At 42.6% G+C, this 26,296-nt stretch carries 28 protein-coding genes, 1 riboswitch and 1 other annotated feature; of the genes, 23 read left to right on the forward strand and 5 right to left on the reverse strand.

Annotated features, from left to right (window positions below; all coding sequences use genetic code 11):
• Nucleotides 1–55 precede the first annotated feature (55 nt).
• Nucleotides 56–1,012, forward strand: a complete 957-nt coding sequence (locus NST01_RS06250; RefSeq protein ID WP_007498849.1) for a sugar-binding transcriptional regulator — start codon at nucleotides 56–58, stop codon at nucleotides 1,010–1,012.
• A 63-nt stretch (nucleotides 1,013–1,075) separates the two neighbouring features.
• The gene (locus NST01_RS06255) at nucleotides 1,076–1,405 is read left to right on the forward strand and encodes a hypothetical protein (RefSeq protein ID WP_024719605.1); all 330 of its coding nucleotides are present in this window, start codon (nucleotides 1,076–1,078) and stop codon (nucleotides 1,403–1,405) included.
• Nucleotides 1,406–1,418: 13 nt separating this feature from the next.
• On the opposite strand, the gene NST01_RS06260 is transcribed toward NST01_RS06255, so the two are convergent.
• A complete protein-coding gene (locus NST01_RS06260; protein ID WP_035392321.1) occupies nucleotides 1,419–2,744 on the reverse strand; it encodes an APC family permease in 1,326 nt (441 codons plus the stop codon).
• Between the two features lie 329 nt (nucleotides 2,745–3,073).
• Between NST01_RS06260 and NST01_RS06265 the strand changes: the two genes are divergently transcribed.
• Entirely contained in the window at nucleotides 3,074–4,024 is a 951-nt protein-coding gene (locus NST01_RS06265) for a ring-cleaving dioxygenase (protein ID WP_025207212.1), read from the forward strand.
• Nucleotides 4,025–4,066: 42 nt separating this feature from the next.
• On the opposite strand, the gene NST01_RS06270 is transcribed toward NST01_RS06265, so the two are convergent.
• Nucleotides 4,067–5,386 carry a S1C family serine protease gene (locus NST01_RS06270; RefSeq protein ID WP_326114310.1) on the reverse strand — a complete coding sequence of 440 codons (1,320 nt, stop codon included), beginning with the start codon at nucleotides 5,384–5,386 and terminating at the stop codon, nucleotides 4,067–4,069.
• 169 nt (nucleotides 5,387–5,555) lie between these two features.
• Here NST01_RS06270 and proG point away from each other — a divergent pair, with 169 nt between their 5' ends.
• The 10 genes from proG (at nucleotide 5,556) to NST01_RS06320 (ending at nucleotide 15,952) form a co-directional block, all read left to right on the forward strand.
• A complete protein-coding gene (gene proG / locus NST01_RS06275; RefSeq protein WP_326114312.1) occupies nucleotides 5,556–6,380 on the forward strand; it encodes a pyrroline-5-carboxylate reductase ProG in 825 nt (274 codons plus the stop codon).
• A gap of 189 nt (nucleotides 6,381–6,569) precedes the next feature.
• The gene (locus NST01_RS06280; protein ID WP_341041676.1) at nucleotides 6,570–7,394 is read left to right on the forward strand and encodes a M55 family metallopeptidase; all 825 of its coding nucleotides are present in this window, start codon (nucleotides 6,570–6,572) and stop codon (nucleotides 7,392–7,394) included.
• An 18-nt stretch (nucleotides 7,395–7,412) separates the two neighbouring features.
• Nucleotides 7,413–8,348, forward strand: a complete 936-nt coding sequence (locus NST01_RS06285) for an ABC transporter permease (protein WP_008346233.1) — start codon at nucleotides 7,413–7,415, stop codon at nucleotides 8,346–8,348.
• On the forward strand, nucleotides 8,345–9,307 hold the full coding sequence (locus tag NST01_RS06290; RefSeq protein WP_341041677.1) for an ABC transporter permease: 963 nt from the start codon (nucleotides 8,345–8,347) through the stop codon (nucleotides 9,305–9,307). Before NST01_RS06285 ends, NST01_RS06290 begins: the two co-directional genes overlap by 4 nt.
• A 7-nt stretch (nucleotides 9,308–9,314) precedes the next feature.
• On the forward strand, nucleotides 9,315–10,328 hold the full coding sequence (locus NST01_RS06295; RefSeq protein WP_136944424.1) for an ABC transporter ATP-binding protein: 1,014 nt from the start codon (nucleotides 9,315–9,317) through the stop codon (nucleotides 10,326–10,328).
• Nucleotides 10,325–11,944, forward strand: coding sequence for a peptide ABC transporter substrate-binding protein (locus NST01_RS06300; protein ID WP_341041678.1), 1,620 nt, complete (start codon nucleotides 10,325–10,327; stop codon nucleotides 11,942–11,944). The genes NST01_RS06295 and NST01_RS06300 overlap by 4 nt, the downstream gene beginning before the upstream one ends.
• 115 nt (nucleotides 11,945–12,059) lie before the next feature.
• Nucleotides 12,060–13,001 (forward strand): S66 peptidase family protein, encoded by a 942-nt coding sequence (locus tag NST01_RS06305; RefSeq protein WP_017367085.1) that lies wholly within the window; start codon nucleotides 12,060–12,062, stop codon nucleotides 12,999–13,001.
• Nucleotides 12,998–14,077: a dipeptide epimerase gene (locus NST01_RS06310; RefSeq protein WP_272755267.1), complete on the forward strand. Its 1,080-nt coding sequence runs from the start codon at nucleotides 12,998–13,000 to the stop codon at nucleotides 14,075–14,077. The genes NST01_RS06305 and NST01_RS06310 overlap by 4 nt, the downstream gene beginning before the upstream one ends.
• A complete protein-coding gene (locus NST01_RS06315; protein WP_025207219.1) occupies nucleotides 14,077–14,994 on the forward strand; it encodes a C40 family peptidase in 918 nt (305 codons plus the stop codon). Before NST01_RS06310 ends, NST01_RS06315 begins: the two co-directional genes overlap by 1 nt.
• Entirely contained in the window at nucleotides 14,984–15,952 is a 969-nt protein-coding gene (locus NST01_RS06320; protein WP_035700468.1) for an ABC transporter ATP-binding protein, read from the forward strand. The genes NST01_RS06315 and NST01_RS06320 overlap by 11 nt, the downstream gene beginning before the upstream one ends.
• A gap of 61 nt (nucleotides 15,953–16,013) precedes the next feature.
• Here NST01_RS06320 and NST01_RS06325 read toward each other — a convergent pair whose 3' ends face one another.
• Nucleotides 16,014–16,874: a dimethylarginine dimethylaminohydrolase family protein gene (locus NST01_RS06325; protein ID WP_035700470.1), complete on the reverse strand. Its 861-nt coding sequence runs from the start codon at nucleotides 16,872–16,874 to the stop codon at nucleotides 16,014–16,016.
• A 179-nt stretch (nucleotides 16,875–17,053) separates the two neighbouring features.
• Here NST01_RS06325 and NST01_RS06330 point away from each other — a divergent pair, with 179 nt between their 5' ends.
• The 5 genes from NST01_RS06330 to NST01_RS06350 all read left to right on the forward strand — a co-directional run bounded on the left by NST01_RS06330 (nucleotide 17,054) and on the right by NST01_RS06350 (nucleotide 20,135).
• Complete coding sequence (locus NST01_RS06330; RefSeq protein WP_008346212.1) at nucleotides 17,054–17,575, forward strand: acyl-CoA thioesterase; 522 nt, start codon at nucleotides 17,054–17,056, stop codon at nucleotides 17,573–17,575.
• A 114-nt stretch (nucleotides 17,576–17,689) separates the two neighbouring features.
• Complete coding sequence (locus NST01_RS06335) at nucleotides 17,690–18,016, forward strand: PadR family transcriptional regulator (protein ID WP_017367090.1); 327 nt, start codon at nucleotides 17,690–17,692, stop codon at nucleotides 18,014–18,016.
• Between the two features lie 4 nt (nucleotides 18,017–18,020).
• Nucleotides 18,021–18,773: an HAAS domain-containing protein gene (locus NST01_RS06340; RefSeq protein WP_341041681.1), complete on the forward strand. Its 753-nt coding sequence runs from the start codon at nucleotides 18,021–18,023 to the stop codon at nucleotides 18,771–18,773.
• 310 nt (nucleotides 18,774–19,083) lie between these two features.
• Nucleotides 19,084–19,572 carry a small multi-drug export protein gene (locus NST01_RS06345; protein WP_007498817.1) on the forward strand — a complete coding sequence of 163 codons (489 nt, stop codon included), beginning with the start codon at nucleotides 19,084–19,086 and terminating at the stop codon, nucleotides 19,570–19,572.
• Nucleotides 19,573–19,589: 17 nt separating this feature from the next.
• A complete protein-coding gene (locus tag NST01_RS06350) occupies nucleotides 19,590–20,135 on the forward strand; it encodes a GNAT family N-acetyltransferase (RefSeq protein ID WP_181891533.1) in 546 nt (181 codons plus the stop codon).
• Nucleotides 20,136–20,153: 18 nt separating this feature from the next.
• Here NST01_RS06350 and NST01_RS06355 read toward each other — a convergent pair whose 3' ends face one another.
• The gene (locus NST01_RS06355; protein ID WP_326114323.1) at nucleotides 20,154–21,197 is read right to left on the reverse strand and encodes a bifunctional transcriptional activator/DNA repair enzyme AdaA; all 1,044 of its coding nucleotides are present in this window, start codon (nucleotides 21,195–21,197) and stop codon (nucleotides 20,154–20,156) included.
• Nucleotides 21,198–21,396: 199 nt separating this feature from the next.
• Nucleotides 21,397–21,507, forward strand: a riboswitch (guanidine-I (ykkC/yxkD leader).
• 66 nt (nucleotides 21,508–21,573) lie between these two features.
• Here NST01_RS06355 and NST01_RS06360 point away from each other — a divergent pair.
• Together NST01_RS06360 and NST01_RS06365 are read left to right on the forward strand one after the other, a co-directional pair.
• On the forward strand, nucleotides 21,574–21,903 hold the full coding sequence (locus tag NST01_RS06360) for a DMT family transporter (RefSeq protein ID WP_017367095.1): 330 nt from the start codon (nucleotides 21,574–21,576) through the stop codon (nucleotides 21,901–21,903).
• Complete coding sequence (locus NST01_RS06365; RefSeq protein ID WP_017367096.1) at nucleotides 21,900–22,214, forward strand: DMT family transporter; 315 nt, start codon at nucleotides 21,900–21,902, stop codon at nucleotides 22,212–22,214. The genes NST01_RS06360 and NST01_RS06365 overlap by 4 nt, the downstream gene beginning before the upstream one ends.
• Nucleotides 22,215–22,247: 33 nt before the next feature.
• Here NST01_RS06365 and NST01_RS06370 read toward each other — a convergent pair whose 3' ends face one another.
• The gene (locus NST01_RS06370; protein WP_017367097.1) at nucleotides 22,248–22,433 is read right to left on the reverse strand and encodes a hypothetical protein; all 186 of its coding nucleotides are present in this window, start codon (nucleotides 22,431–22,433) and stop codon (nucleotides 22,248–22,250) included.
• A 163-nt stretch (nucleotides 22,434–22,596) separates the two neighbouring features.
• Here NST01_RS06370 and purU point away from each other — a divergent pair, with 163 nt between their 5' ends.
• The 3 genes from purU (at nucleotide 22,597) to NST01_RS06385 (ending at nucleotide 26,175) form a co-directional block, all read left to right on the forward strand.
• Nucleotides 22,597–23,499, forward strand: a complete 903-nt coding sequence (gene purU / locus NST01_RS06375; RefSeq protein WP_144684407.1) for a formyltetrahydrofolate deformylase — start codon at nucleotides 22,597–22,599, stop codon at nucleotides 23,497–23,499.
• Nucleotides 23,500–23,542: 43 nt separating this feature from the next.
• Nucleotides 23,543–23,761: a binding site (T-box leader), on the forward strand.
• A 56-nt stretch (nucleotides 23,762–23,817) separates the two neighbouring features.
• Nucleotides 23,818–24,915, forward strand: coding sequence for a glutamate 5-kinase (proB, locus tag NST01_RS06380; protein ID WP_026050079.1), 1,098 nt, complete (start codon nucleotides 23,818–23,820; stop codon nucleotides 24,913–24,915).
• A 12-nt stretch (nucleotides 24,916–24,927) separates the two neighbouring features.
• Nucleotides 24,928–26,175: a glutamate-5-semialdehyde dehydrogenase gene (locus NST01_RS06385; protein ID WP_081114173.1), complete on the forward strand. Its 1,248-nt coding sequence runs from the start codon at nucleotides 24,928–24,930 to the stop codon at nucleotides 26,173–26,175.
• Nucleotides 26,176–26,296: the final 121 nt, after the last annotated feature.

A 26,296-nucleotide genomic window follows, 5' to 3' on the forward strand; every position in this document is an offset into this window, starting at 1 on the left:
AGAAACGAATGTTTGGTATACTGGTAATCATAGTATATTAAAAGGATGATGTCACATGCTGAATTGGGAAGAAAGACGACAGCTCGTCAAGGTTGCTCATCTTTATTATACAGACGGGTGGACGCAGCAGGAGATTGCAAAAAAACTCAATGTCTCAAGACCAGTCATTTCAAAGCTCTTACAAAAAGCAAAAGATGTGGGAATCGTTGAAGTGTACATTAAAGACGAAAGTATTCATACAGTGGAACTTGAAAAACAGCTGGAAACGACCTTTCAATTAACGGATGCTGTCGTTGTTCCAAGTGTCGGGACAATGTCTGAGATGGTCAAACGGGCAGTCGGTCAAGCGGGCGCCTATTATCTTTCTAAAAACATGAAAGGCGCTGAGAAAATCGGTATTTCATGGGGGACCACACTTGCCGAGCTAGTGAAGGAATATCCATTTGAACGAAGAAACGATGTCAAAGTCATTCCTTTAGAGGGTGGAATGGGCAGGCAGGCGGTCGACATTCACGCGAATCAGCTGGCGTATGAGCTGGCAAAGAAAATGAATGGTACGTGCTCCTATTTATATGCACCTGCGATCTTAGAAACAGAAGAATTAAAAGAGCGGCTGATGGCGATGCAGGACATAGAAGCTGTGCTTGAAGAAGGCAGAAATGTTGATATTGCCCTGATTGGTATTGGGAATCCGCATAAAGGCTCTACATTGAAAACAGTCGGTTATTTAAAAGAAGAAGATTTGTCTGGTTTAAGGCAATCAGGAGCTGTTGGTGATATTGGTTTTCGTTTCTTTGACGGGGAAGGGAAACCAGTCCAAGATGAGCTGAACCAAAAGGTGATTGGATTATCGTTAGAACAATTAAAGAGCGTGAAAAAAGTCATCGCAGTTGTGGAAGGAACCCATAAGGCTGAAAGTATTTTAGGGGCCTTAAACGGCGGCTTTATTCAGGTGCTCGTCACCGATGAATTGACTGCGGCAGCTATTTTAAAGGAAGCATCTGTCCAATAAACAGCTGACAGCCATCGTATTGTATAAAAAGAGCAACATCAAACGAGAAAGGAGCTGTGTATCTTGAAGCAAACCGAAATGGAAGCAAACCTACACTGTACTCGGTGCCAAGAAGAGACCCTCCACAGCATCGTTTATGTGAATGATCAGATGAAAAGCGTTGAGTGTACAGAGTGTCATCAGAAGATCAGTGTGCAAGTCGACATCATGAAGGAATTTTACAAAGAAGTATATGAAAAAATTGCGACAAAGCCGAAGCGGATGACGCAGGAGTATAAGGCGAATCTGAATGGATTTATTTCAAGACTCCCCATCCGGGTTTTAAGTAAGCCATACCGGCTGATGAGATATTTAAACGAATCTTATAAGGTCATTAAGCAATATAAAAAATAAAGCAGAGGCTGTCTTAGCGCTCTGCTTTATTTTGTGTTTTTTTCATGTAGTAATAAATCGGCAGTCCGGCAATGCCGATCAGCATGGAGATCAGGCAGCTTTGCCAATCGGTGATCATGGTGCTGATTAAGACAAAGAAAGAGCCGATAATCGCAATGATCGGTGTGAGCGGGTAAAGTGGTACGCTATAAGTGCGCTTCATTCCCTTGTTTTGTTTTCTTAGCTTAAAGACAGCGAAAAAGGCCATCACATAAAAGATGTAAATCATGAAAATCGAAACCTCTGACAGCTTCTCAGGATTACTGACGATCATAAACACAATGGCAATCAAAATCTGTACAAATACAGCGATCCAAGGTGTTTGAAAAGTAGGATGAATGCGTGAAATGGCTTTGGCAAACGGAATTTGTTTTCGTTCTGCCATTGCAAAAATGACACGCGGGAACGAAAGAACCTTTCCATTCAAACAGCCAAAGATACTAATGATGATTCCGATACTAATAATTTTACCGCCAATGGGACCAAAGAGCATTGTAGCAGCTGTGCTTGTGGCATTTTCACCTAGTTGAACGATTTGATCAGCTGGTAACACATGCAAAAGGGCGATGTTAATAAAGAGATAACATGCTGTGACAATTAAAATACCTCCTGCCATCGCGCGAGGAAGCAGTTTCTCTGGATTTTTCATTTCACCACCAAGCGCTGCAAGCAAAATCCAGCCATCATAGGCGAATAATGTTGCCAAAATTGCTGCACCGAAGTTCATCTGAGCGATACTCTCATTGACGGCTGTGAAAATATGTTCATTTCCTTTCCATAAGCCAAACACAATAATTGCTGCAATTGGAACAAGCTTTCCGATCGTGGTCAGTCCTTGGACAAAACCACCGTATTTCGTTCCCATGATGTTGATCACACATAAAAAAAGAACGGTGATAATGCCAATGGTTGTAGCCCATATAGATGAAAGAGAAAATAAATTAGCTAATAATGAACCAAAATAAAGACCAAGAGCACCAATAATCGCTGGTCCGTAAATAATAATTTGCACCCAGCCACATAAGTAGCCCCAAAATTCACCGTATACTTCTTCAAGATAGGCATATAAACCGCCAGTACGCGGGATTTGTGTACCAATTTCAGCGACTGTGAGTCCGCCTGCAAGGGTTAAGATCCCGCCTAACAGCCATGCGAATAAGGCGATGCCTGAGCTTCCTGAATAAGAAAGGACGTTGCCAGGCTTCATAAAAACGCCCGATCCAATAATTGTTCCGATGACAAGAGATAGGGCAAAAAATAAGCCGATGTCTTGTTTTAACGCTGGTTGTTCTTTGTTCATTACACACGACCTCCTGCATCACTTTCGTACGTTACTGTGACATGTATTTTGTTCATTGTAATACGATTTTAGGAAAACAAGAATTAAAAAAATTTTCTGATTTTCGTATTTGTATTTAAAAGTGTTCGTTTATTGGAGATATTAGGATGAATGTTATCTTAAAAACGAACAATATAATAATATTTTCGATTTAATGTTAATTTAATAGGTGAAAGCCGAACATCCAATAAAGATGCAGCCGAATGGTTGACTTTTCTTCTAAAATGACCTATTTTATTCATAAGGATATTATCTTGAATTCGAGATATTTTATAATAGGAGTGAACACAATGAAAATAAATGGGATTCACCACGTATCAGCACTAACAGCAAATGCTCAGAAAAACGTTGATTTCTACCGCCAAATCCTTGGCTTAAAACTGGTGAAAAAAACAGTCAATCAAGATGATCCATCGATGTATCATCTATTTTATGGAGATGAGGTCGCCTCACCTGGTACAGAGCTGACGTTTTTTGAAATACCGATGCTCGCCCGCCGGCTGGACGGAACAAATGCGATCTCACGCACAGGTTTGATTGTCACTTCAGAGGAGGCACTCACCTTTTGGGAAAAGCGCTTTGAAGAAAAAGGTGTAAAGAAAGAAACAGCTTCTTTAAGAGGCGGCAGACCTGCCTTGAAATTTACAGATCCAGAAGGACAGCAGCTGTTTTTGACTGTAGAACCAAGCGTGCAAGATGGAGCGAAGCCGCCAGTGCATGATGAGATTCCTGCTGATTTTGCGATCAGAGGTTTGGGACCAGTAGAATTAACAGTCGCAGAAGCAGATAAAACGATCAGTGTGTTAACGAGCATCCTTGGTTTCACAGAAAAAGCACGTGAACAATCAAATGATGGGGAAATCGTGACGATTTTTGAATCAGGACAAGGCGGAGCTGGAACAGAGATTCATGTCATTGAAAAAGCAGAAGGACCTGCTGAGCGATCTGGCAGAGGGAGTGTTCATCACGTAGCCTTTCGTGTAGCGGACGCAGAAGAGCTTGAAAAATGGCATGATAAAATAGCCAAAGCCGGTTTCACCAACTCTGGTGTTGTAGAACGTTTTTATTTTAAAGCCCTATATTTTAGAGAGCCAAACGGCATTTTGTTTGAAATCTCAACAGACGGTCCGGGATTTACAGTGGATGAAAGCGTGGATGAGCTTGGTGATCAATTAGCACTTCCACCATTTTTAGAGCACAAACGAGCAGAAATTGAACAAAGATTAGTCCCAATCAAGTGAACATGAAAAAAGCAGCTCATAAAAATTGAGCTGCTTTTTTCGTTAAGAGCTGACTTGCTTTGATTCAGATTGTGTTAATGTCACTTGTTTTGTTTCTTCTGTTCCATTACGAACGAGTGTGATGCTGACGGTATCTCCTACTTTTGCATTCGTGTAAAGCTCGTGACGTAATTCACTGCCGGTTGTCACTTTTTTACCATTGATGGCGGTGATGACATCCTCTGCCTTTAATCCAGCTTTTGCAGCAGGTGAGCCAGCAGCGATTTCTTTTACGTACACGCCTTTATCGAGCTGACTGCTTGTCAGTCCAAGCGTTTCCTTCTGATAAGCATCTGGAACTTGTTCGAGATCCAGCATGCTGATACCGATATAAGGTCGTTCGATTTTTCCTTTTGTGAGAAGCTGCTCTGCAATTGGTTTGACATCATTGATTGGGAGCGCAAACCCGATACCTTCCACACCTGTTTCAGAAATTTTCATACTGGTGATCCCCACAACCTTTCCGTCTGTTGTTAACAGCGGCCCGCCGCTGTTGCCGGGGTTAATGGCGGCATCTGTTTGAATGACATTAATACTGCTTTCGCCAGCTGATGTATCCATAGACACTGTTCGATCGACACCGCTGACAATTCCTTGCGTCACTGTTCTTGATAAATCTTCACCAAGCGGGTTTCCGATTGCGATGACGGTTTCTCCTGCACGAAGGGATGAGGAGTCTCCAAGTTCAGCGACTTTTGTAACGCCACTGCTACTAATTTCCACGACAGCAAGATCAGTCAGCGGATCAGAGCCGACTACTTTTCCTTCCACCGTCTTGCCATTATGCAAGGAGACTGTTAATTTACTTGCTCCTTCAATCACATGGTTGTTTGTTAATACATAGGCTTTACTGCCCGATTTTTTGAAAATAACCCCTGATCCGGTACCGCTTTCTTGCTCTTGACTGCTACTGTTTTGATTTTGCTGTGATCCATCAAAAGGTGTGTTCATATCGCCAAAATCTGTGCTTGTTTGACTTTGTGTTTGATAGTTTGTAATGCCGACGATGGCTGGTGATACGTTTTCGACCATACTGGAAATACTGCTGGTCGAATTGGATGTTTGTGACGCTGTTGTTTTTGACGAATTTGTACTTGTATCATTTGTCGATACAGCGGCTGTTTTCGTTGACGAATCAGTTGAACTATTTTCTGAATGCTGAGCATATGGAGTCAGAACGTAAACACCTAACGCTAACGTACCGCCTACAATCCCGCTGACAAATGGCTTCAGCCAGCCACTTGGCTTCTTCTGCTGTTTTTTCGGCTGTTCAATTGTTTGTAATTCATAAGAAGTGTGTTTTTCATCTTTGTGATGTGTCATCAAGATCACTCTCTTTCATCGATTTTTTCATGTATGTGTTTAAGGTGATTGACCGTATGTGGTGGATACTGACTTTATCGTAAGAAAAAAGTGTGGGATAAAAATGAAAACATTGTGGGAAATTGTTAAAATAAGTAGTGAATCTAAGCAAAATAGAGGAGATTAAACTGTGGAGACTATTGGAATCATTGGATATGGAAGCATGGCAGATATGATGGTGCAAAAATGGCTGGACAAAGGAGTACTTCATGCCAGTCAGTTTATGATCCATACAAGAAGTGAAACGGAGCGGCTGCAACAGCTGAAAGAGAAGAACCAGCATGTCAACATTTGCTCTTTAGATGACATCTCTGCATCATGTGATGTCGTGTTTGTTTGTGTACCACCGCTTGCTGTACTGGATGTCTTAGATCAGCTGAGCCCCGCAAAGACATCTCTTCATATCGTATCAGTGGCAGCGGCTGTCACGTTAGACAAATTAATGCAACATACGAATCAGCCGGTTTCTAGATACATTCCCACTTTGACATCAGCCGTAGGAACGGGTGTATCCCTTGTGGCGCATGGTGAAACCGCTGGGCAGGAGGCGCAAGAACGGCTCCACCACCTGCTTTCAGCTTTTAGTATCGTCAGGGAAGTGGAAGAGGACCGGTTTGATGCGGCGAGTAATTTGACAAGCTCTTCTCCGGGCTTTATTGCAGCAATCTTTGAAGAAATGGCAAGAGCCGCTGTTCGGAATAGTGAGCTTTCTTTAGAAGAAGCCTATGAATTTTTAACATATGCGCTGCTAGGAACAGGTCAGGTTCTTGTTGAACGCGGACTGACATTTGCTGAAACGGTGAACAGGGTCGCAACAAAAGGCGGGATTACAGGAGAGGGCGCTGCAGTCATTCAGCAGCAGGCACCGCAAATGTTCGATGACTTATTTACACAAACGATGAAAAAATATGCGCAGCTAAAATCGCAAATCGATGAAGCGGACAAACACCACTAAAGACATAGCTAGTGGTGTTTTTTCTGTAAAATAAATCCTTTCGCATCAATGCTTTTGACCTGTATTACCTGAGTCTAATTTCCTTATTTTCAGACATTGTATTGAAAAATCAATCAAGTTCTCATATAATTTTTTAGAAAATTTAGAAAAATATACACAAATTTTAAGTTTAATTAAAGGGGGATGGGGATGAAGCTCTATTTATCAGTCGATATGGAGGGAATTACTGGTCTAGCTGATCATACATTTGTTGATAGCCGCCAGCACAATTATGAGCGCGGGAGAAAAATCATGACAGGTGAAGTGAACGCCTGTGTAGAAGCTCTTCTTACACATGGGGCGACCGATATTTTAGTGAATGATAGCCATTCTAAAATGAATAATCTGTTGATTGAAGAATTGCATGAGGAAGCATCTCTCATATCAGGTGATGTAAAGCCTTATTCAATGGTTCAAGGATTAGATCAAACGTATGATGCCGCTGTTTTTTTAGGCTACCATGCGAGGGCATCAATGAAAGGTGTGATGTCTCACAGTATGATTTTTGGTGTCAGACATTTTTACATAAATGATCATCCAGTTGGTGAAATGGGCTTTAATGCGTATGTCGCAGGCTATTATGGTGTTCCGGTCATTCTTGTATGCGGAGACGATCAAGCGGCACTTGAAGCAGAAAAGCTAATGCCTGGCGTGAAAACAGTGGCGGTGAAAGAAACCATTTCAAGATCTGCTGTGAAATGCTTAACACCAGCAAAAGTGAGCACCCTCATCTCGCAGCAAGTGGAAGCTGCCATGAAACAAATTCATCAAATGAAGCCGCTCACGCCTCCTGAGCAGCCAGTGCTGAAAATCGAGTTTGCCAATTATGGACAAGCCGAATGGGCGAATTTAATGCCGGGTACGGCCATCATTGAAGGGACAACAACGGTGACGTACCAAGCGAAGAATATATTAGAAGCCTATCAAGCGATGCTTGTCATGACAGAGCTTGCCGCACGTACAACATTTTGTTAAGCGAGGGGGAGACAGCAGATGGCCAGCTTTTTGCTCAAGCGTTTGATTGCGATGATTGCCACGATTTTAACGATTACGACGTTAACGTTTATTTTAATGAAGGTCATCCCAGGATCGCCCTTCAATGAAGAACGAAATACAAACGAAACTGTCCAGCGAAACCTCGAAAGCTACTATCACTTAGACGAACCACTCTATGTTCAATATATGATCTATTTAAAATCCATCGTTACTTTTGATTTTGGTCCTTCCATTAAAAAGCCTTCTGAAAGTGTCAATGATTTATTGGCGAGAGGTTTTCCAGTCTCATTAGAACTTGGTCTTATCTCTATTTTGATTGCTGTCATCTCCGGCATCTTGCTCGGAATCATGGCTGCCCTCCGGCATAATGGCTTGATTGATTATATCGCCATGACGATTGCTGTTTTCGGTATATCCATACCAAACTTTATCTTTGCTACCTTATTAATTCAGCAGCTTGCTGTGAATGTAAAACTCTTTCCTACAGCGATGTGGACAAGTCCAATGCATATGGTGCTTCCTACCATTGCACTGGCGGTAGGTCCAATGGCGATCATTGCCCGATTAACGAGATCGAGCATGATTGAAGTGCTGTCGCAGGACTATATTCGAACTGCAAAAGCGAAAGGACTTTCCCCTTATAAAATTGTGTTTAAACATGCCCTGCGGAATGCACTTTTACCTGTCGTCACGATCCTCGGCACACTTGTCGCAAGTATTTTAACAGGCAGTTTTGTCATTGAAAAAATCTTTGCGATCCCTGGAATGGGAAAATACTTTGTCGAGAGTATTAACAACCGTGACTATCCTGTCATCATGGGAACCACTGTTTTTTACAGCATCATCTTAATTACCCTTCTTTTCATTGTAGATGTGACATATCGTCTGCTTGATCCAAGGATCCAGCTGCATCAGAAAGGAGGAAAGGCATGAGTATACACCTTCAGCATGATCAAATGAATCAAGCGCATGAAGTGCCAGATGAATGGTTTGCGCCTAAAGAACAAAAGACATCTGAAGTCCATGCCATTAAAAGACCTTCACTTTCGTATTGGGCAGATACTTGGCGACGGTTAAAACAAAATAAACTCGCTATGTTTAGTTTATCGGTGCTGATTTTTCTTTTCGTCATGGCTATATTAGGCCCACTCCTTGCACCGAATAGTGTGACAGAACAGCGGCTTTCCATGCAAAACTTGCCACCGTCAGCTGCTCACTGGTTTGGAACAGATGAACTTGGACGTGATGTGTTTACACGTACTTGGTACGGCGCACGCATTTCATTATTTGTGGGCGTGATGGCCGCTCTCATTGATTTTGCAATCGGTGTCATCTATGGCGGTATTGCAGGCTATAAAGGCGGGAAGTATGACCATGTCATGATGCGGATCGTCGAGGTGCTTTACGGTCTGCCGTATTTACTCGTCGTCATTTTATTGATGGTCCTGATGGGACCTGGGCTTGTCACTATTATTGTGGCGCTCACTGTCACAGGGTGGATCGGGATGGCAAGAATCGTGAGAGGTCAAGTCCTTCAGCTGAAAAGCCAAGAATATGTCCTTGCCTCGAAAACCTTTGGCGCAAAAAGTTTGCGCATCATCCGCAAAAATTTACTGCCGAATACGATGGGACCGATTATTGTCCAGATGACGCTAACTGTACCGACAGCGATTTTTGCTGAAGCATTCTTAAGTTTTCTCGGTTTAGGGATTCAAGCCCCGTTTGCAAGCTGGGGTGTGATGGCCAATGACGCCTTGCCGACAGTGCTGTCAGATAATGGTCACTGGTGGCGTTTATTCTTTCCGGCATTTTTTATTTCGCTGACGATGTTTTGCTTTAATAATTTAGGTGATGGCTTGCAAGATGCGCTTGATCCGAAGATGAAGAGGTGATGGCGTGATGAAAAAAATGCTTCGGATTATCGATCTGCATGTTAGCTTTCGGACATATGGCGGTTCTGTTCAAGCGGTACGCGGGGTGAATGTGGATGTGTATGAAAAAGAAACCCTCGCCATTGTAGGAGAATCAGGCTGCGGGAAAAGTGTGACGTCTCAAAGTATCATGCGGCTTCTCCCTGCATATAGCGCACAAGTCGATCAAGGGGAAATTTGGTTTCGTGATCGCAACTTGCTGTCATTATCTGAAAAAGACATGCGAAGCATACGTGGTGTCGATATCTCCATGATTTTTCAAGATCCTATGACGGCACTCAACCCGACACTGACAATTGGAGATCAGCTGATGGAGGCTGCAAAAGTGCATCAGAAGCTGACAAAAAAAGAAGTGAAAGAAGAGGCGCTTCGTATGCTTGATTTGGTGGGGATACCGCAGCCGAAAGAGAGGCTAAAGCAATATCCGCATCAATTCAGCGGCGGCATGAGACAGCGGCTCATGATTGCAATGGCTCTTATTTGTGAGCCGAAGGTGCTGATTGCAGATGAACCGACAACTGCACTAGATGTCACCATACAGGCGCAGATTTTAGAACTATTTAAAGAGATTCAGAAAAAAACAGGCGTGACGATTATTTTAATTACACATGACCTAGGGGTCGTAGCACAAGTCGCTGATCGAGTGGCTGTCATGTACGGGGGGAAAATCGTTGAAGTTGGGACAAGGCGAGATATCTTTTACAGTCCACAGCATCCCTATACAAAAGGGCTGCTGCAATCCGTTCCAAGGCTGGATATGAAAGATGAGCTCATTCCTATTGAAGGAAGCCCGCCTGATTTATTTGCCCCGCCAAAAGGATGTCCATATACCGATCGATGCCCGTCTGCGATGAAAGTGTGTGATCATATCATGCCGCATGAAACGCAGCGTTCACCTACACATACAGTACATTGCTGGCTTCAAGATGAACGAGCGAAGCAAACGGTTTTATCTTCAACACAAAGGGGGAGTTTTTCATGAGAAAAACAGGTTGGATTCTCAGTATGTGCTTTATCGCAGTGATGCTGCTTGCAGGATGTACAGCCAATGAGCAAGCAGGCAAAGGATCTTCAAGCAAGAGCGAAGAGAAAGTTTTAACATTAAATAACGAAAACGAACCGACATCATTTGATCCGCCCATTGGTTTTAATAATGTGTCCTGGCAAGGGCTCAATAACTTAATGGAAGGATTAACAAGACTGAATGAAAAGCACGAACCATCTGCTGCCATGGCGGAAAAATGGGACATCTCAAAGGACGGAAAAACGTACACGTTCCATTTAAGGGATGGGATTAAGTGGTCAAATGGTGATCCAGTCAAAGCAAGTGACTTTGAATATGCGTGGAAGCGGCTGCTAGATCCAAAGACGGGCTCTTCTGCGGCATTCTTAGCTTATATGATTGAAGGGGGCGAAGCGTTTAACAGCGGGAAAGGGAAGAAAGAAGATGTAAAAGTCAAGGCTGTTAATGATCAAACGCTAGAGGTCAAGCTAGCATACCCACAGAAATCTTTCTTAAATATGACGGCAAACCCTGCCTTTTTCCCAGTGAATGAGAAGGTAGCGGAAAAGGACCCGAACTGGGCCAAGGATGCGAAAACCTTTGTCGGTAATGGACCGTTTAAGCTGACAGAGTGGAAGCATGATGAAAGCTTTACGATGGAAAAAAGTGACACGTATTGGGACAAACAAACGGTCAAGCTAGATCAAGTGAAATGGCTCATGATCAGTGATCGAAATACAGATTACCAAATGTATCAATCAGGAGATTTAGATACGGCCTTCGTTCCGGCAGAACAAAGTGAAGACCTGTTAAAAAGCAAAGATGTGCAAATTGAAGATCAAGCAGGGCTGTTTTTTTATCGCCTAAATGTCAACATGGAGCCTTTTCAAAATAAGAACATTCGTAAAGCCTTTCAAATGGCGATCAATTCTCAGGATATTGTAGAGTATGTGACGAAAAATGAAGAGAAGCCAGCACGTGCCTTCGTTTCACCAGGAATTTTAGATTCAAAGGGTGAAGATTTCAGAGAAGCTGGCGGCGACCTTGTCAAACATGATACGAGTGAAGCTGTAAAACTATTAGAAAAAGGGTTGAAAGAAGAGAACTATTCTAAGCTTCCGCCCGTCACATTAACATATAGTACAAAGCCTGAAAATAAGAAAAAAGCAGAAGCCATTCAGCAACAATTAAAAGAAGCGCTAGGGGTAGATGTGAAGCTTGCCAACATGGAAGCAAATGTGTTTGCAGAAGATCAAAAGGCACTCAAATTCCAATTCTCGCAAAGTTCATTTCTAGCTGACTATGCAGACCCAATCAATTTCTTAGAGAGCTTCCAAACAGGAAATGCGATGAACCGGACAGGTTGGTCAAACGATACGTATGATCAGCTGATCAAAAAGGCGAGTCAAGAAGCAGATGAACAAAAGAGAAATCGTATGCTGCATGATGCCGAGGCACTTCTGATGGAAGAAGCACCGATCATTCCCATTCATTTTTATAACCAAGTCTATTTACAAAAAGAAGGCGTAAAGGGCATTGTCCGTCATCCGGTTGGTTACATTGATTTGAAATGGGCACAGGTAGATGGAGAGTAAATGAAAAGAATGAGAGAACGGGACGCTTTGAAAAAAGCGTCTGTTCCTTTATTCGTTCATGTTATGAAGAAGATGCCCATAGATTGAAAGAAACGAAGAGAAAGAGGGGATTGGCATGAACCATCTGCCAGTGGCACTTCAAACAGGAGATACAGTGGGAATCATTGCACCAGCAAGCCCGCCTGATGAGCTGAAATTAGCAAGAGGTATTTCTTTTTTAGAAAGCTTAGGGCTAAAGGTGAAAAAGGGGAAGTATATCGACTCCCGGTATGGTTATTTAGCAGGTCATGATCATGAACGAGTGGAAGATATTCATCACATGTTTCAAGATCCAGACGTGAAGGCAGTGATTTGTGCTTGCGGAGGATACGGAACAGGAAGAATTGCAGAAGCCATTGATTATGACCTCATTCGCCGGAACCCAAAAATCTTTTGGGGATACAGTGATATTACGTTTTTACATACAGCGATTCAGCAGCAGACGGGTCTTGTGACCTTTCATGGTCCAATGCTCTCCTCTGATGTGGGACTTGAGGAGGTTCATCCGTATACAAAAGATACCTTTTTACAGCTATTCACTCCGAAAGCCTTTTCGTATACGAACCACCTGTCACCTCTTCACACTTTTTATCATGGCACGGCTTCAGGCGAAATCACCGGAGGAAATCTTGCCCTTATCGTCACGACACTTGGTACACCTTTTGAAATTGATACAAAGGGGAAGCTTTTATTGATAGAAGATATTGACGAAGAACCATATAAAATCGATCGAATGATGCAGCACTTAGCATCTGCAGGAAAATTACATGATGCGGCGGGATTTATCATTGGTGATTTTCATCAATGTGAGCCGAAAAAGAAAGAGCAGTCGTTAACGCTCGATCAGCTATGGGAGACGTATATTGTCCCGCAACAGAAACCTGCACTTGGCGGCTTTCGGATCGGTCATTCATCTCCAAACTTCGCCATTCCAATCGGCGTGCAGGCTACATTAGATGCTACAGGGAAAAAACTGCATATTTCCCCAGGTGTTGCAGCGAAAGAGGCGATCAAATGAAAATCGTAGATGTTCGCACATGCAGAACGAGTGTACCGCTAAAGAAGCCTTTCAAAACAGCATTAAGAACGGTGTATGATGCCGCATCTCTTATTGTGATCATCACCTATGATCAAGGTGATGTCAGCTATGGAGAGGCAGTGCCGACATCGGTCATTACAGGTGAAACACTGGAAAGCATCGACTATGCTATTTGCGCTGTGATGAGGCCGATCTTGATTGGGGCCTCATTGTCACAATATGAACAAATCTTTTCAGCGATCGACCGTGTACTTGTAGGAAACACGAGTGCAAAGGCTGCAATAGATATGGCGATTTACGATGGTTTAGCGAAGCAGGCTGGCCTGCCGCTTTATCAATATCTTGGTGGTTATCGCGATCAGCTGGAAACGGATTACACGGTTAGTGTCAACCGTCCGCTAGAAATGGCAGAGGATGCGAAGCAATATGCAGCTGAAGGCTTTCGTACCTTAAAGATCAAAGTGGGAAAAGATGATATAGAGACGGATATTCAGCGGATCAAGCGGATTCGAGAAAAAGTCGGGCCGGATATTCAAATCAGGCTTGACGCCAACCAAGGCTGGACGTGGAAGGAAGCGATTGTGGCCATTCGAAAAATGGAGGCACTCGATATTGAACTAGTCGAGCAGCCAGTGCCTAAAGAAGACATCGAGGCTCTGCGCCGGGTGACGGAAGCAACAGACACATTGATTATGGCAGATGAAAGTATTTTTAGCCTCCATGATGCCATCAAGGTGTTAGAAACGAGAAGCTGTGATCTCATCAACTTAAAATTAATGAAAACAGGGGGTATCAAAAAAGCGCTGAAAATCAATAGTTTAGCAGAAGCATACGGCGTCAAGTGCATGGTTGGCAGTATGATCGAGTCAAAACTAGGGATTACCGCAGCCGCTCATCTTGCTGCAAGCCAGCCGAATATTACCCGTTATGATTTTGATGCGCCGCTTATGCTCAAAGAGGACTTAATAGACGGAGGAATTGTCTATCAAGGAAAAGATATTCTCTTTCCACCGCATCATGGATTAGGCATTCAAGGAGTGAAAGGGGTCTTATGATGTTATATGAATCAAAGGTTCCAGTCGCAAATATATGGACAGCACCGCAGTCGCCGAGAGATATGGATCGACACGTTCTTCAAAGTTCCGTCCAGATCAAAGAATGGATTGATCAGCAAACATATGAACAGAAATTGGCCTTATGTGAAGAAAACCTTATTCAAACCCAAGTACTGCTTGGCGAACGAGTCATTGGGCTGGAGGAGACAGATGGCTGGATGAAAGTTGTCATCCCGCAGCAGGCAAGCCGGAAACACCCGCAAGGCTACCCAGGTTATATCCCTGTAGAGCAATTAAATGAAGTATCAGAGAGTGAACCAGCTGCTAGTCCCTTGATTGTTTGTCAGAAAAAAGCGGTTTTATATCAAAATGGAACACCGGATATGGAGGTTAGTTTTTTAACAGAACTAGCACCTGTTGAAGAAATGAGCGATTCCTTTGATGTTCTGACTCCAGTAGGAAGAAGAGAAATCAAAAAAGAAGATGTGCGCCGCGCTTCATCACCTTCTTCTATGAGCGGTAAGGATGCCTTAGCCATAGGAAAACAATTTATTGGACTGTCGTATTTGTGGGGCGGCATGAGCAGCTATGGCTACGACTGTTCGGGTTTTGTTTACAGCATGTACAAAGCGTGTGGATGTTTATTACCGAGAGACGCAAGTGACCAAGCAGTTCAAGGAACTCCAGTCGCATCAAATCATTTGGCGCCAGGTGATCTCATGTTTTTTGCCAATGACAATGGGAAGGGAGCAGTTCGCCATGTAGGGATGTATGCTGGAGATGGCATGATGCTTCACTCGCCAAAAACGGGCAGACAGATTGAACTTCTTTCTCTTTCTGGTACTTCATATGAACAGGAATGGGCAGGAACAAGGCGGTATTTGAAAGCTGAGAGGGGGAGATGTGATGGGAAGTGAACCACTTCTGCAAGTCAACAACTTAAAAAAGCATTTTCATCTATCGAAAGGAAGAACGTTAAAAGCATTAGATGGTGTCACCTTTCAGCTGAAACAAGGCGAAACCTTTGGTCTTGTTGGTGAGTCAGGCTGCGGTAAATCTACACTTGGAAAAGTGCTCATGCGGCTTTATGACCCGACAGAAGGTGAAGCTTTGTATGAAGGGAAAAGTCTCCATCACTTATCGAACCGAGAATCATTTGATTTCAATAGACAAATTCAAATGGTGTTTCAAGATCCGTATTCTTCTTTAAATCCTAGGCTCTCTGTAAAAGATATTATGCTAGAACCGATGGAGATCCATCAATTGTATGGCAGTCAAAAGAAAAGGATCGAGCGCGTGAAGGAACTGCTTGAAGCGGTGGGGCTAAGTCATGATTTTGCTACACGCTATCCTCACGAATTCAGCGGAGGTCAGAGGCAAAGAATAGGGATTGCTAGAGCACTCGCCTTATCGCCAAAGTTTATCGTGGCAGATGAGCCGATTTCTGCACTAGATGTATCCGTTCAAGCTCAAGTCGTGAATTTGCTGAAAAAACTGCAAAAAGAAGAAGGATTGACGTTTTTATTTATTGCCCATGATTTATCGATGGTCAAATATATTAGCGATCGAATCGGTGTCATGTACTTAGGACATCTCGTGGAGATGACCAGCAGTGATGCTTTATATAAAACACCACTTCATCCATATACACAAGCATTGCTGTCTGCTATCCCGATTCCAGATCCTGATGTGGAAGATAAACGCAAGCGGTTTATTTTAAAGGGAGAAATTCCAAGTCCAGTGAATCCGCCAAGCGGCTGCGTATTTCGGACAAGATGTCCTGCTGCAATGGATGTATGTGCGGACAAAAAGCCAGTATTACAAGCAGTCGAAGAAGGACATGAAGTGGCTTGTCATTTATATGATAGGAAATAGATAAAGGGAAGTAGACAAGCGTTTAAAAAGCCAGCGAGTAGACAAGCTGGCTTTTTGGCTTTTATGAACGCCTAATAGGTAATGTACAGCATCTAAAAGAGCCGCCGGATTTAATGATTTCTGAAAAATCTACTTCAATGACGGTGTAGCCGCGGGCTGTTAATGCAGCATTTGTTTCTTGATTGATTGGTAAGCTGATGACTTTTTTCTGACCAATGGACAACACATTTGGTCCAAGTGTGAACTGCTCTTGCTCACTTATTTCAATGAGATCATAATGCTTTTTGAGCATATGAAGATCCTTTTCCGTAAAAGCTTCAGGGTAAATCAAGATCTCATGATGAGAAAGAATATTCATCACACAATCAAGATGCAAAATGTGAGAAGGAAGATGAATAGGAATGATGTCGTGATTCGGCAGTTCTTTTTTGAGCTGCTGGATGGCGGCTAGATTTGTTCTTTTGCTGATCCCCACAAATACACGGGTTTGGTCTACAAGCACATCGCCGCCTTCAATCGTTCCATCATCCAGCGTGATGGTTGTCCATCCTTTTGTCTGTGCCCATTCTTTTAAGGAATGTTCTTCTCCTTGTCTGACAGGGGCTGCCATGTTTGAAACAAATAAAGTCTGTCCAATTGTAAATCCAATATCCCGAGTGAAGACTTGTTCAGGGAAACGTTCATTTGCAGGAAGAAGGACAGGCCGGACATGATGGTTTTTCAGCGTTTGGATGAATTGCTTATGCTGCGTGAGGGCTTTGATTTGAGAAATATTTTCTCTTGCAAAATGCTTTTGGGTTTCATTGATGATCTGTTTAATTTCCATATAAATTGGACTGCATAAGAGGACTTCTTGTAAATCATCATATTCACTCATACATTGCGGCGTTTTATACACTTTCTCTGATTTCATAGAATCCATCAAAGGGCCTCCTTGTTTATCGATAGTTATATTATTCCTCCTTCTAGTAAATGTTGAAACATTTCCGAAAGAAAATCTCTCATGAGAGACTAAAGCAAAAAGTTTAGACAAACCTAATAGAATAGTGTTTAATAAAAGTCGTTCCGCATCAACGAAAACAGCAAGAAGGAGCTATGACGATGAGTGAAGAAAATTTCAAATACTGCAAGGAATCAAAAGTTGTGAAAACCAGCAGGGTATTCCCTCTCGATACGAATAACCACCAAACGTTATTTGGCGGGAAATTAATGAGTTATATAGATGACATTGCTTCCATCTCGGCAGCAAGACACAGCCGTAGTGAAACAGTCACCGCATCAATGGATTCAGTTGATTTTTTAGAGCCGATTGGACAGAAGGAGTCCGTCTGCTTAGAATCTTATGTGACATGGGTCGGCACATCTTCTATGGAAGTATTCGTCAAAGTCATTAAGGAAAACTTGATGTCTGGAGAACGCAGACTCGCAGCAACTTCATTTCTTACATTTGTCTCGCTTGATGAAAACGGGAAGCCAAAACGAGTCCCGCAAGTCATGCCGGAAACAGAGGAAGAAATCATGCTTCATCAAACAGCGAAGCAGCGGGCAGAGGAAAGAAAAAGCCGCCGAAAGCATAGTAAAGCTTTGGCTGACGCACTTGGGACGGATAAGCCTTGGGCGTAAAAATCACCCTTTATGCGGTGATTTTTTTCTAAGTCAGTATCTTGCATAGCAAGATAGTGTGTGGTAAGATCATGCTATCTTGTCATGCAAGATACTGAAAGCGGAGGATCGATGATGACACAATCAACACAAATGCTAAAAGGAATTTTAGAGGGATGCCTACTGTCGATTATTTCTGAAGGTGAAATTTATGGATATGAAATGACAAAGAAGCTTGCGCACTATGGGTTTGATCAAATTAGTGAAGGTAGTATTTATCCGATCTTGCTGCGCATGCAAAAAGAACAACTAGTTCATACGTCCACAAAAGCATCGGCGAGCGGGCCGAAAAGGAAATACTATACGCTCACACAAAGAGGCGAAGAAGCGCTGACGGATTTTACCATGCGATGGAATGAGCTGTCAGGGAATGTAGAGCGATTATTACATAAAGGGAAGTGAGAAGATGGTAACAAAAGAAACGAGACACATCTTATTAGAACTGCAACTCTATCTCATATCAAAAGGGAAAAATCAGGACGAGATCGACGAAGTGATGGATGAATTAACGACACACGCTGTCGAAGCTGAGAAAGATGGGAAAACAGGGGAAGATGTATTTGGCGGAGATCCACGGGGCTTTGCTGATGAGCTATCAAAAGAGCTCTCTAGAAACCATAAAGATTGGGTTACGTTTGTCAGTGCTTTTTTAATTGGATCTCTTTTTTACATGATGTTAGCAGATGCCATCAGTCAAAGTTTATCGTATTCTTGGTATGCACTCATTGGTTATCCGCTCATCATAGTGGCCAATGTGATCATGACCATTGTGATGTTTAGAGCTTCTGCCTTTCAAACAAGCAGGAGGGCATTCTTTTACTTTTGGATATTAGGTGTTTTTCAGATGACAGCCTTGATCACAGTGAAATTATTGGACCAAAAACTTGGTACTCCTTTACTTGTGCTGACCTCGAGCCAAAGATGGGGCGTCATTCTTCTGTTGCTGCTGTGTATTATCTTATTGAATGCCATATTAAAGGCGAATATGATGTCGCTCATTCCGCTGATCTTCTTTGGACCGCAACTCCTATTCGAATGGCTTGGATGGACATCACCTCTCATGCTTCTTTTCACAAGTCTGGTATCCATTGTGATTTTAGTCTTGCTCACAATCGTTTTTTTACGGAAAACAAACAAGAAAAATGAACATTTAATGTAAATAGAGCACATCATTTGCGATGTGCTTCAGCGTGTAGACAAACCCTCGCATTCTTTGTCAGTCCTGCGTGCTGGTGCTCACGAATGTCAAATTCGCTCCGCGCCAGTACTCGTCCTTCCTAGGGCTGCAAAGGTTTTCTATCACGCTGAAAAGAAGACAAAGGGCTAAAATAAAGTTCATTTTAGCCCTTTGTCAACAATCTGGAGCACATCTCTTGCGATGTGCTTTTCTTTTACTAAAAAAATGTAGATATGGGATCACATTTTTCTTTACAATGAGAAGAGGACAAAAATGAAAAGGGGTTCTGTGATTGGATATTGTATGGGGGTATGTACTCGTTTTTATATTGGCTGCTTTACCTTTCTTTGAAGTGGTTGGTGTCGTTCCGCTGGGGATTTTAAGTGGTCTGCATCCTGTGACAACGGCAGTTATTGGATTCGTCGGCAACTTTCTTACCGTCTTGCTACTCATCGTCTTCGTGGACCGATTTAAAGCGTGGTGGCTGAAGAGGAAAGAGGAGAAACATGATGAAAAAGGAGAGAAAAAACAGCTGAAAGCCAGAAAGGTTTGGGAACGGTATGGTCTCCCTGGTTTGGCACTTATCGGTCCTTTTATCATTGGCAGTCATTTAGCGGCTTTTATGTGTATGAGCTTCGGTACGAAAAGAAAACAAGTCACTGTGTGGATGACGGTCAGTTTAATCATGTGGACCGCATTAGCTGCTAGTTTAACGGGTGCGGGGTTCCATTACTTTGCCCCAGATTCAAATGGGTTGTTCGGAGATATTTTTAGCAAGTAAGCAGGGGGGGATAAAAAATGGCACATCAAACACGGATCGTGCTTGAAACAGAGCGCCTCAGACTGAGAACAATGGATGAAGACGATGCGCCTTTTTTATATGAAAAGCTGTTCCAAGATGAAGAGGTCATGAAGTATTATCCTTCACTAAAGGATGAAGAGCAGACAAAAGAGTGGATTGCTTGGAATCAAAAGAATGACCGCACGTACCATACATCCCTGTGGATCATTGAAGAAAAAGAAACGAAAGAACCACTTGGACAAAGCGGAATTGTTCTCCAAAACGTCGAAGGACAAACAGAGCTTGAAATTGGCTATATGCTAAAGAGATCGGCATGGGGAAAAGGATATGCTGTTGAGGCTGCAAAAGGCTGTCTTGCGTATGGTTTTGACGATATGAAGGTGAGGCGAATGGTCAGCTTAATTCGCCCTGACAATGAAGCGTCAGTCAAGGTCGCAATGAAAATGGGGATGAAAAAAGAAAAAACCATTTCAAAATGGGATCAAATGATTGATGTTTACAGTGTTACTCGTGACGGAAAAAGCGGCTCGCTTGAATCATAAGGAGAGCCGCTTTTTCTTTTATATACGCTGTTCTAACTGAAGTAAATATTTCTTTCGTTCGATTCCCCCGCCATATCCGCCAAGTTCACCGCTTGTTTGAATGACTCGGTGACAAGGAATGATGATGGCCAACTGATTGGCACCATTTGCATTTCCAACTGCCCGAACCAAATGGGGATCGCCAAGCATGATGGCAAGATCTCGATACGATCTCGTTTCGCCTGGTGGAATCTGTAATAGAAGATCCCATACCCTTTTTTGAAAAGGTGTGCCATGTATAGAAAGTGGCACAGTAAACTGCGTGAGTTTCTTTTCAAAATATAAGGCCAATTCCTTTGCTAATTGCTGATGGACGTTTGTTTCTCCAACTAAAATACGGGCATGATGTTTTTTTCTGATGTTCTCAATTTCTCTTTCTAATCCTCGCCTGTCCATAAATTCAAGCAAATACACATGGGTTGCATCTGAAATGCTCATCATCCGCCCAATCGGAGTAGAAATAAAATTCGCATGCAAAATATTGACTTGCGCCTTTTTGGGTGGATTTCCCATGATTTTCGTAAAGGCGTCATTGAAGGCACTGGAAGACTCGTAACCGAAGGTGACTTGCTGATCTATGACTTTTTTTCCGTTCAGAATCTCTTTAAACGCTAGCCCCATTCGGCGTGATCTAGCATATTGAACAAAGGTCATTCCATAGATTTCTTTAAATTTTCTCCGAGCTGTTGCAGAGTGAATCCCTAATTGGCGAAAATCTTCTTCTTTCCATCGTTTCTCAGGACTCTCTTCAACTGCTGATACAAGTGTTTTGACTTCTTCTGGAATGCTGTTAGGATATGTTAAAGGCGTGCATCGCTTACACGGCCGATACCCTGCAAGCAGCGCCTCCTCTGCTGTAAAGAAAAACTCACAGTTTTCATATTTTGGTTTTCTAGCAGTGCATGTGGCATGACAGAAGATGCCGGTTGTTTTAATACCTGCAAAGAACGTGCCGTCATATTGCGGATTTTTATCAACAAGTGCTTGATAAAATTCGTGTTTTTGTTCGTCGGTCATCATCATTTGATCCACCTCTTGTTTTATTATATCAGTGATGTGGTCGTTCCTCTTTCTAACATTTAGTATACTTCGCTTTCATCCACTTTCTTTCGAAAAATGAACAAGTATATTTGAAGGGGAAAAGCAAAGTGGTAGACCGGCATATCAGGGTGTGATACACTTTTTCATACAGAATCGGCTTTACGCTAGATCTGCTTATCATGAATTGGTTTTCTAGGGTTCCGTGCGGCAGCGCAGTCTGGACCGAGAGAAAACACATAGGGTCCTCTAAGAATGGGCCGTATGGACACGGAGGGATAAAAGCCCGGGAGATTTGATCAAACGATCGATTTCCGGGCTTTTTTAATTGCTTGGAATCGGTAAGAAAGGAAGAGATCGAATGAAATGGGGAAACGTTTTGATTGCAGCCGTATTTGAAGTCGGCTGGGTAATGGGGTTGAAATATGCTGACTCTATATTGGAATGGAGCGCAACCATCGTTTGTATTGTCGTCAGCTTTTATTTACTCCTGAAAGCCACGACTGTACTTCCAGTTGGCACGCTTTACGCCGTTTTCACCGGACTTGGAACAGCAGGTACGGTCATAGTAGGTATGGTCATGGGTGAGCCGGTACAGCTAGTAAAATTACTTTTGATCATGGTCCTTTTAAGCGGTGTATTAGGACTCAAATTAACCACAGGTGAAAAGAAAGGGGAGGCTGAATCGTGAGCTGGCTTTTACTCATTGGGGCAGGCATCTTAGAAATGCTTTGTGTCACCATGATGAATCAATTCCAGAAAGATCGCCATGTCAAATGGATTTTCTTCATAGCAGCTGGATTTTCGCTATCCTTTCTGATGCTGTCTCTTGCGATGAATACAATTCCGATGGGAACGGCGTATGCGATTTGGACAGGAATCGGAGCAGCTGGAGGAGCGATTGTCGGAATGCTGTTTTACGGTGAGTCAAAAGATGCAAAACGTATTTTCTTTATCGCACTGATTTTATCGGCAGCGGTCGGGTTGAAAATCATTGAATAAGAAAAGGCTGGCACATGTTTGCCAGCCTTTTTGCTACATCGAAGGGTGATTGGAATCGTTTTCATTTTTGCGGTAAAGCTGACTCACAAGCAGAAAACATACACCAAATGTAAGTAAAGGAATGAGTCTTTCTCCGGTCATAAATAGATAAATGCCCGTAATGAGACATACGATGCCGAGCCAAAAGCTCACTTTACCAAACAAAGTCATGCTTTTCATCTCCATCACTCCTTTTGTGATAAAAGGTCTATTCATATTATATCACGCCAGGTGCGGAATTGAATGAATATTCAATAAAAAATACGACGCTTAATTGCTTTTTCTCTTTCCAGTCCAGTATAATATTTCATTAGAATGAAAAACGTAAATGAGGTCATAAGACATGAGAACATTGATTACAGAGAAACTTGAATTACACAGACAAAAGCATGAGCAAAAAGGAAGGCTTTTAGTCAGCTGCCCGGATCAGCCTGGTATTGTGTCAGCTGTTTCTACTTTTTTATTTGAACATGGAGCAAACATCATTGAATCTAGTCAATACACAACAGATCATGAGCGCGGCCGGTTCTTTTTAAGAATTGAATTTGATTGGAAAGACATTTCTGCCAACTTAGATCAATTGAAAAGCAGTTTTGAGCCAATTGCGCAATCATTTCACATGACGTGGAGCATGTCGCGTGCAAGTGATCTGAAAAAGCTAGCGATCTTTGTGTCCAAAGAGCTTCATTGTTTACATGAACTTTTATGGGAATGGCAAAGCGGTAATTTAATGGCTGAAATAGCGGTTGTCATCAGCAATCATGAAACGGCAAAAGATACAGTCGAAGCACTCGGCATTCCATTCCATTTCGTGAAGGCAAATAAAGACATTCGTCAAGATGCAGAAAAACAACAGCTTGCATTATTAGAAGAGTATGACATTGATGCGGTTGTGCTAGCTAGATATATGCAAATTTTGACGCCAGCCTTTATTGAACAGCATCCGAACAAAATCATCAATATTCATCATTCCTTCCTGCCAGCGTTTATCGGTGCAAACCCATACAAGCGGGCATACGAGCGGGGAGTCAAATTAATTGGTGCGACTTCTCATTATGTCACCAATGATTTAGACGAAGGACCAATCATTGAACAGGATATTGAGCGGGTAGATCATAGAGATGATGCAGAGGCATTAAAAAATATTGGCCGCACGATTGAGCGCAGCGTGCTTGCCCGTGCTGTCAAATGGCATCTAGAAGATCGAATCATTGTCCATGAGAATAAAACGATTGTGTTTAATTGACCGCTTGACTTTTCTGAAGCAATTGGTGATAATATAAAAAAATTAACGAGCGTTGAGAAGGAATAGTAAGCAGGACCTGCTGTGTAAAGAGAGCAAATGACATGCTGAAACATTTGCCGCAGACAGCTGCTGAACCTACCCTTTGAGCCTTAGAGGAAAAATCTAAGCGCATGCCTGGCGTTACAGGAGTTGAGTGGAATAAGCAGACGTATGCTTATTCAATGAAGGTGGTACCACGGAAAATCCCTTTTTCGTCCTTTACATAAGGAGAAAAAGGGATTTTTTATGTGGTGAAAGGTATAGCGGAGGGAATCAATGATGAAAAAGCAAAGGATCGTCATAAAAATTGGTAGCAGTTCATTAACAGAGCAAAAGGGAGCCATTGATGAACACAAAATGCAGGATCATGTCAAAGCCATCGCAAAGCTAAAAGAGGCAGGGCATGAAATCATTCTCATTTCGTCAGGTGCCGTTGCGGCGGGATTTGGCAGTTTAGGATATCCGTCAAGACCTGTGACCTTAAAAGGAAAGCAGGCTGCTGCTGCTGTTGGTCAAGGCTTGTTAATGCAGAAATACACAGAACTATTTTCACAGTTTCAGATGACGCCTGCACAAATGCTTTTAACACGTAATGACTTTTCAGATCGTACAAGATATCGAAATGCTTACGCAACGATGATGGAACTGCTCGAAAGAAAAATTTTACCGATCATTAATGAAAATGATTCTGTGTCCATCGAGGAGCTTACCTTTGGTGATAATGACATGTTATCAGCACTGGTCAGTGGCTTAATTCATGCAGACCAATTGATCATTTTAACAGATATCAACGGAATTTATGATGCCAATCCAAGTGAGAATCCTGATGCGAAGCGGTTTGATGTGCTGACTCACATTTCAGATGAATTGTTCTCATATGCGAAGAGTACGGGTTCAAAGGTTGGAACAGGCGGGATGAAATCTAAGCTTTCAGCTGCACAAACAGCTCTCTCCCTTGGCGTTAAAGTCTTCATTGGCACAGGTGCAGGAGAAGACAAGCTTCTTCACATTCTCGCTGGTCAAGGAAACGGCACATATATTGGTGAACAAGACTTATCATCAGTCAATAACCGTCGCCAATGGATTCAATTCCACTCACCAGTCTCTGGGAAGATCATGATTGATGCGGGGGCAGAGGCGGCGATTTTGCATAATGGAAGAAGTCTTCTTCCAGCTGGTGTCATTGATGTAGCTGGTGAATTTTCTAAAGGAGAGGTCGTCGAAGTCGTTGGTCCAAACGGATTAGTCGGTAAAGGACAAACATTGTATGATTCTGATGAGCTTCTTGGCATCAAAGGGATGCGAAGTCATGAGCTTTCTCATGAAAAACCTGAAGTCATTCACCGAGATCACTGGGTTCAGCACATACAAAACTGAGGAGGGAAAACGATGAATGAAGTTCTAGAAAAAGCAAAAAAGGCAAGTGCAGCCAAAGATCAGCTGCTATTAAAAACGACTGAACAAAAGAATGCTGCATTAGACGCTATTGCAAAAGCATTAAAAGCATCTTCAGCTTATTTAATTGCCGAGAACCAAAAGGACGTTCAGGCGGCTATAGACAAAGAGTTCACGCCATCTGTGATCGACAGAATTACATTAACAGAAGAGAGAATTGAAGCGATTGCAGACGCTACGCATCAACTCATTCAGCTCAAAGACCCAATTGGTGAAACATTAGAAACCATTCAAAAAGAAAACGGGCTTTTCATTGAAAAAGTACGTGTGCCTCTTGGAACGGTTGGGATGATTTACGAAGCAAGACCAAACGTGACAGTCGATGCGGCCACTCTTTGCTTGAAAACTGGAAATGCTGTGATTCTTCGAGGAAGTTCATCGGCCATTCATAGTAATAAAGCGATTGTGAAAGTCATTCACGAAGCGCTGCAACCAACGGATATTCCAGTAGACAGTGTACAATTGATTGAAGATACAGGCCGTGAGACGGCTAAAACCCTGTTCACTTTAAATGACTATCTAGATGTCCTTATTCCACGCGGCGGGAAACATTTAATTGATCTTGTTGTGAGAGAGTCTACTGTTCCAGTACTTGAGACGGGTGCAGGGAATTGTCATATTTACATTGATGAAACAGCCCAAAAAGAAATGGCTGAACAAATTGTTCTGAATGCGAAAACACAAAGACCATCTGTTTGTAATGCCATTGAGAGCATTGTCATTCATGAAACATGGGCAAAAGAACATGGCGCTTCGCTTTTTGAAGCACTTCAGACACATGGTGTAGAAATACGGGGCGATGAAGCAGTATGTGCACTTGCACCGAGTGCCACATTAGCGACAACCACTGATTTTGAAACGGAATTTTTAGCGCCGATTGTCAGTATTAAAACCGTAAAGACCATGGAAGAGGCGATACAGCATATTCAAATGTATAGCTCTAAGCATTCTGAAGCGATCATTACGGAAAACGAGCAGCATGCGGCACTTTTCTTAACAGCCGTTGATGCTGCCGCTGTGTATCATAATGCATCTACCCGGTTTACAGATGGCTTTGAATTTGGCTACGGAGCGGAAATCGGCATTAGCACACAAAAATTGCATGCTAGAGGACCAATGGGTCTGCCAGCCCTAACCTCTGAAAAATTTGTCATTCGTGGTCAAGGACAAATAAGAGAATAACCCATCCAAAAAGAGAGTCTTATCGCACAAGGCTCTCTTTTTCCTTTCATTTTTGTATTTCTTCGGTCAAGTATGATAAAATATGGTAATGTTTTATATTTTGAGAAGATTGGAGAAGGCA

The organism is Bacillus sp. FSL R7-0166 (assembly GCF_038008935.1).
GTDB classification, from domain to species: Bacteria; Bacillota; Bacilli; order Bacillales; family Bacillaceae; genus Bacillus; species Bacillus altitudinis.

What these genes read in the sequence shown, in the direction of transcription:
- NST01_RS06250 (WP_007498849.1), top strand. Translation starts at nt 56, where the DNA reads ATGCTGAATTGGGAAGAAAGACGACAGCTCGTCAAGGTTGCTCATCTT.
- NST01_RS06260 (WP_035392321.1), bottom strand. Translation starts at nt 2,744, where the DNA reads ATGAACAAAGAACAACCAGCGTTAAAACAAGACATCGGCTTATTTTTT.
- NST01_RS06265 (WP_025207212.1), top strand. Translation starts at nt 3,074, where the DNA reads ATGAAAATAAATGGGATTCACCACGTATCAGCACTAACAGCAAATGCT.
- NST01_RS06270 (WP_326114310.1), bottom strand. Translation starts at nt 5,386, where the DNA reads ATGACACATCACAAAGATGAAAAACACACTTCTTATGAATTACAAACA.
- NST01_RS06280 (WP_341041676.1), top strand. Translation starts at nt 6,570, where the DNA reads ATGAAGCTCTATTTATCAGTCGATATGGAGGGAATTACTGGTCTAGCT.
- NST01_RS06285 (WP_008346233.1), top strand. Translation starts at nt 7,413, where the DNA reads ATGGCCAGCTTTTTGCTCAAGCGTTTGATTGCGATGATTGCCACGATT.
- NST01_RS06290 (WP_341041677.1), top strand. Translation starts at nt 8,345, where the DNA reads ATGAGTATACACCTTCAGCATGATCAAATGAATCAAGCGCATGAAGTG.
- NST01_RS06295 (WP_136944424.1), top strand. Translation starts at nt 9,315, where the DNA reads ATGAAAAAAATGCTTCGGATTATCGATCTGCATGTTAGCTTTCGGACA.
- NST01_RS06300 (WP_341041678.1), top strand. Translation starts at nt 10,325, where the DNA reads ATGAGAAAAACAGGTTGGATTCTCAGTATGTGCTTTATCGCAGTGATG.
- NST01_RS06305 (WP_017367085.1), top strand. Translation starts at nt 12,060, where the DNA reads ATGAACCATCTGCCAGTGGCACTTCAAACAGGAGATACAGTGGGAATC.
- NST01_RS06310 (WP_272755267.1), top strand. Translation starts at nt 12,998, where the DNA reads ATGAAAATCGTAGATGTTCGCACATGCAGAACGAGTGTACCGCTAAAG.
- NST01_RS06315 (WP_025207219.1), top strand. Translation starts at nt 14,077, where the DNA reads ATGTTATATGAATCAAAGGTTCCAGTCGCAAATATATGGACAGCACCG.
- NST01_RS06320 (WP_035700468.1), top strand. Translation starts at nt 14,984, where the DNA reads ATGGGAAGTGAACCACTTCTGCAAGTCAACAACTTAAAAAAGCATTTT.
- NST01_RS06325 (WP_035700470.1), bottom strand. Translation starts at nt 16,874, where the DNA reads ATGGATTCTATGAAATCAGAGAAAGTGTATAAAACGCCGCAATGTATG.
- NST01_RS06330 (WP_008346212.1), top strand. Translation starts at nt 17,054, where the DNA reads ATGAGTGAAGAAAATTTCAAATACTGCAAGGAATCAAAAGTTGTGAAA.
- NST01_RS06335 (WP_017367090.1), top strand. Translation starts at nt 17,690, where the DNA reads ATGACACAATCAACACAAATGCTAAAAGGAATTTTAGAGGGATGCCTA.
- NST01_RS06340 (WP_341041681.1), top strand. Translation starts at nt 18,021, where the DNA reads ATGGTAACAAAAGAAACGAGACACATCTTATTAGAACTGCAACTCTAT.
- NST01_RS06350 (WP_181891533.1), top strand. Translation starts at nt 19,590, where the DNA reads ATGGCACATCAAACACGGATCGTGCTTGAAACAGAGCGCCTCAGACTG.
- NST01_RS06355 (WP_326114323.1), bottom strand. Translation starts at nt 21,197, where the DNA reads ATGATGATGACCGACGAACAAAAACACGAATTTTATCAAGCACTTGTT.
- NST01_RS06360 (WP_017367095.1), top strand. Translation starts at nt 21,574, where the DNA reads ATGAAATGGGGAAACGTTTTGATTGCAGCCGTATTTGAAGTCGGCTGG.
- NST01_RS06370 (WP_017367097.1), bottom strand. Translation starts at nt 22,433, where the DNA reads ATGAAAAGCATGACTTTGTTTGGTAAAGTGAGCTTTTGGCTCGGCATC.
- purU (WP_144684407.1), top strand. Translation starts at nt 22,597, where the DNA reads ATGAGAACATTGATTACAGAGAAACTTGAATTACACAGACAAAAGCAT.
- proB (WP_026050079.1), top strand. Translation starts at nt 23,818, where the DNA reads ATGAAAAAGCAAAGGATCGTCATAAAAATTGGTAGCAGTTCATTAACA.
- NST01_RS06385 (WP_081114173.1), top strand. Translation starts at nt 24,928, where the DNA reads ATGAATGAAGTTCTAGAAAAAGCAAAAAAGGCAAGTGCAGCCAAAGAT.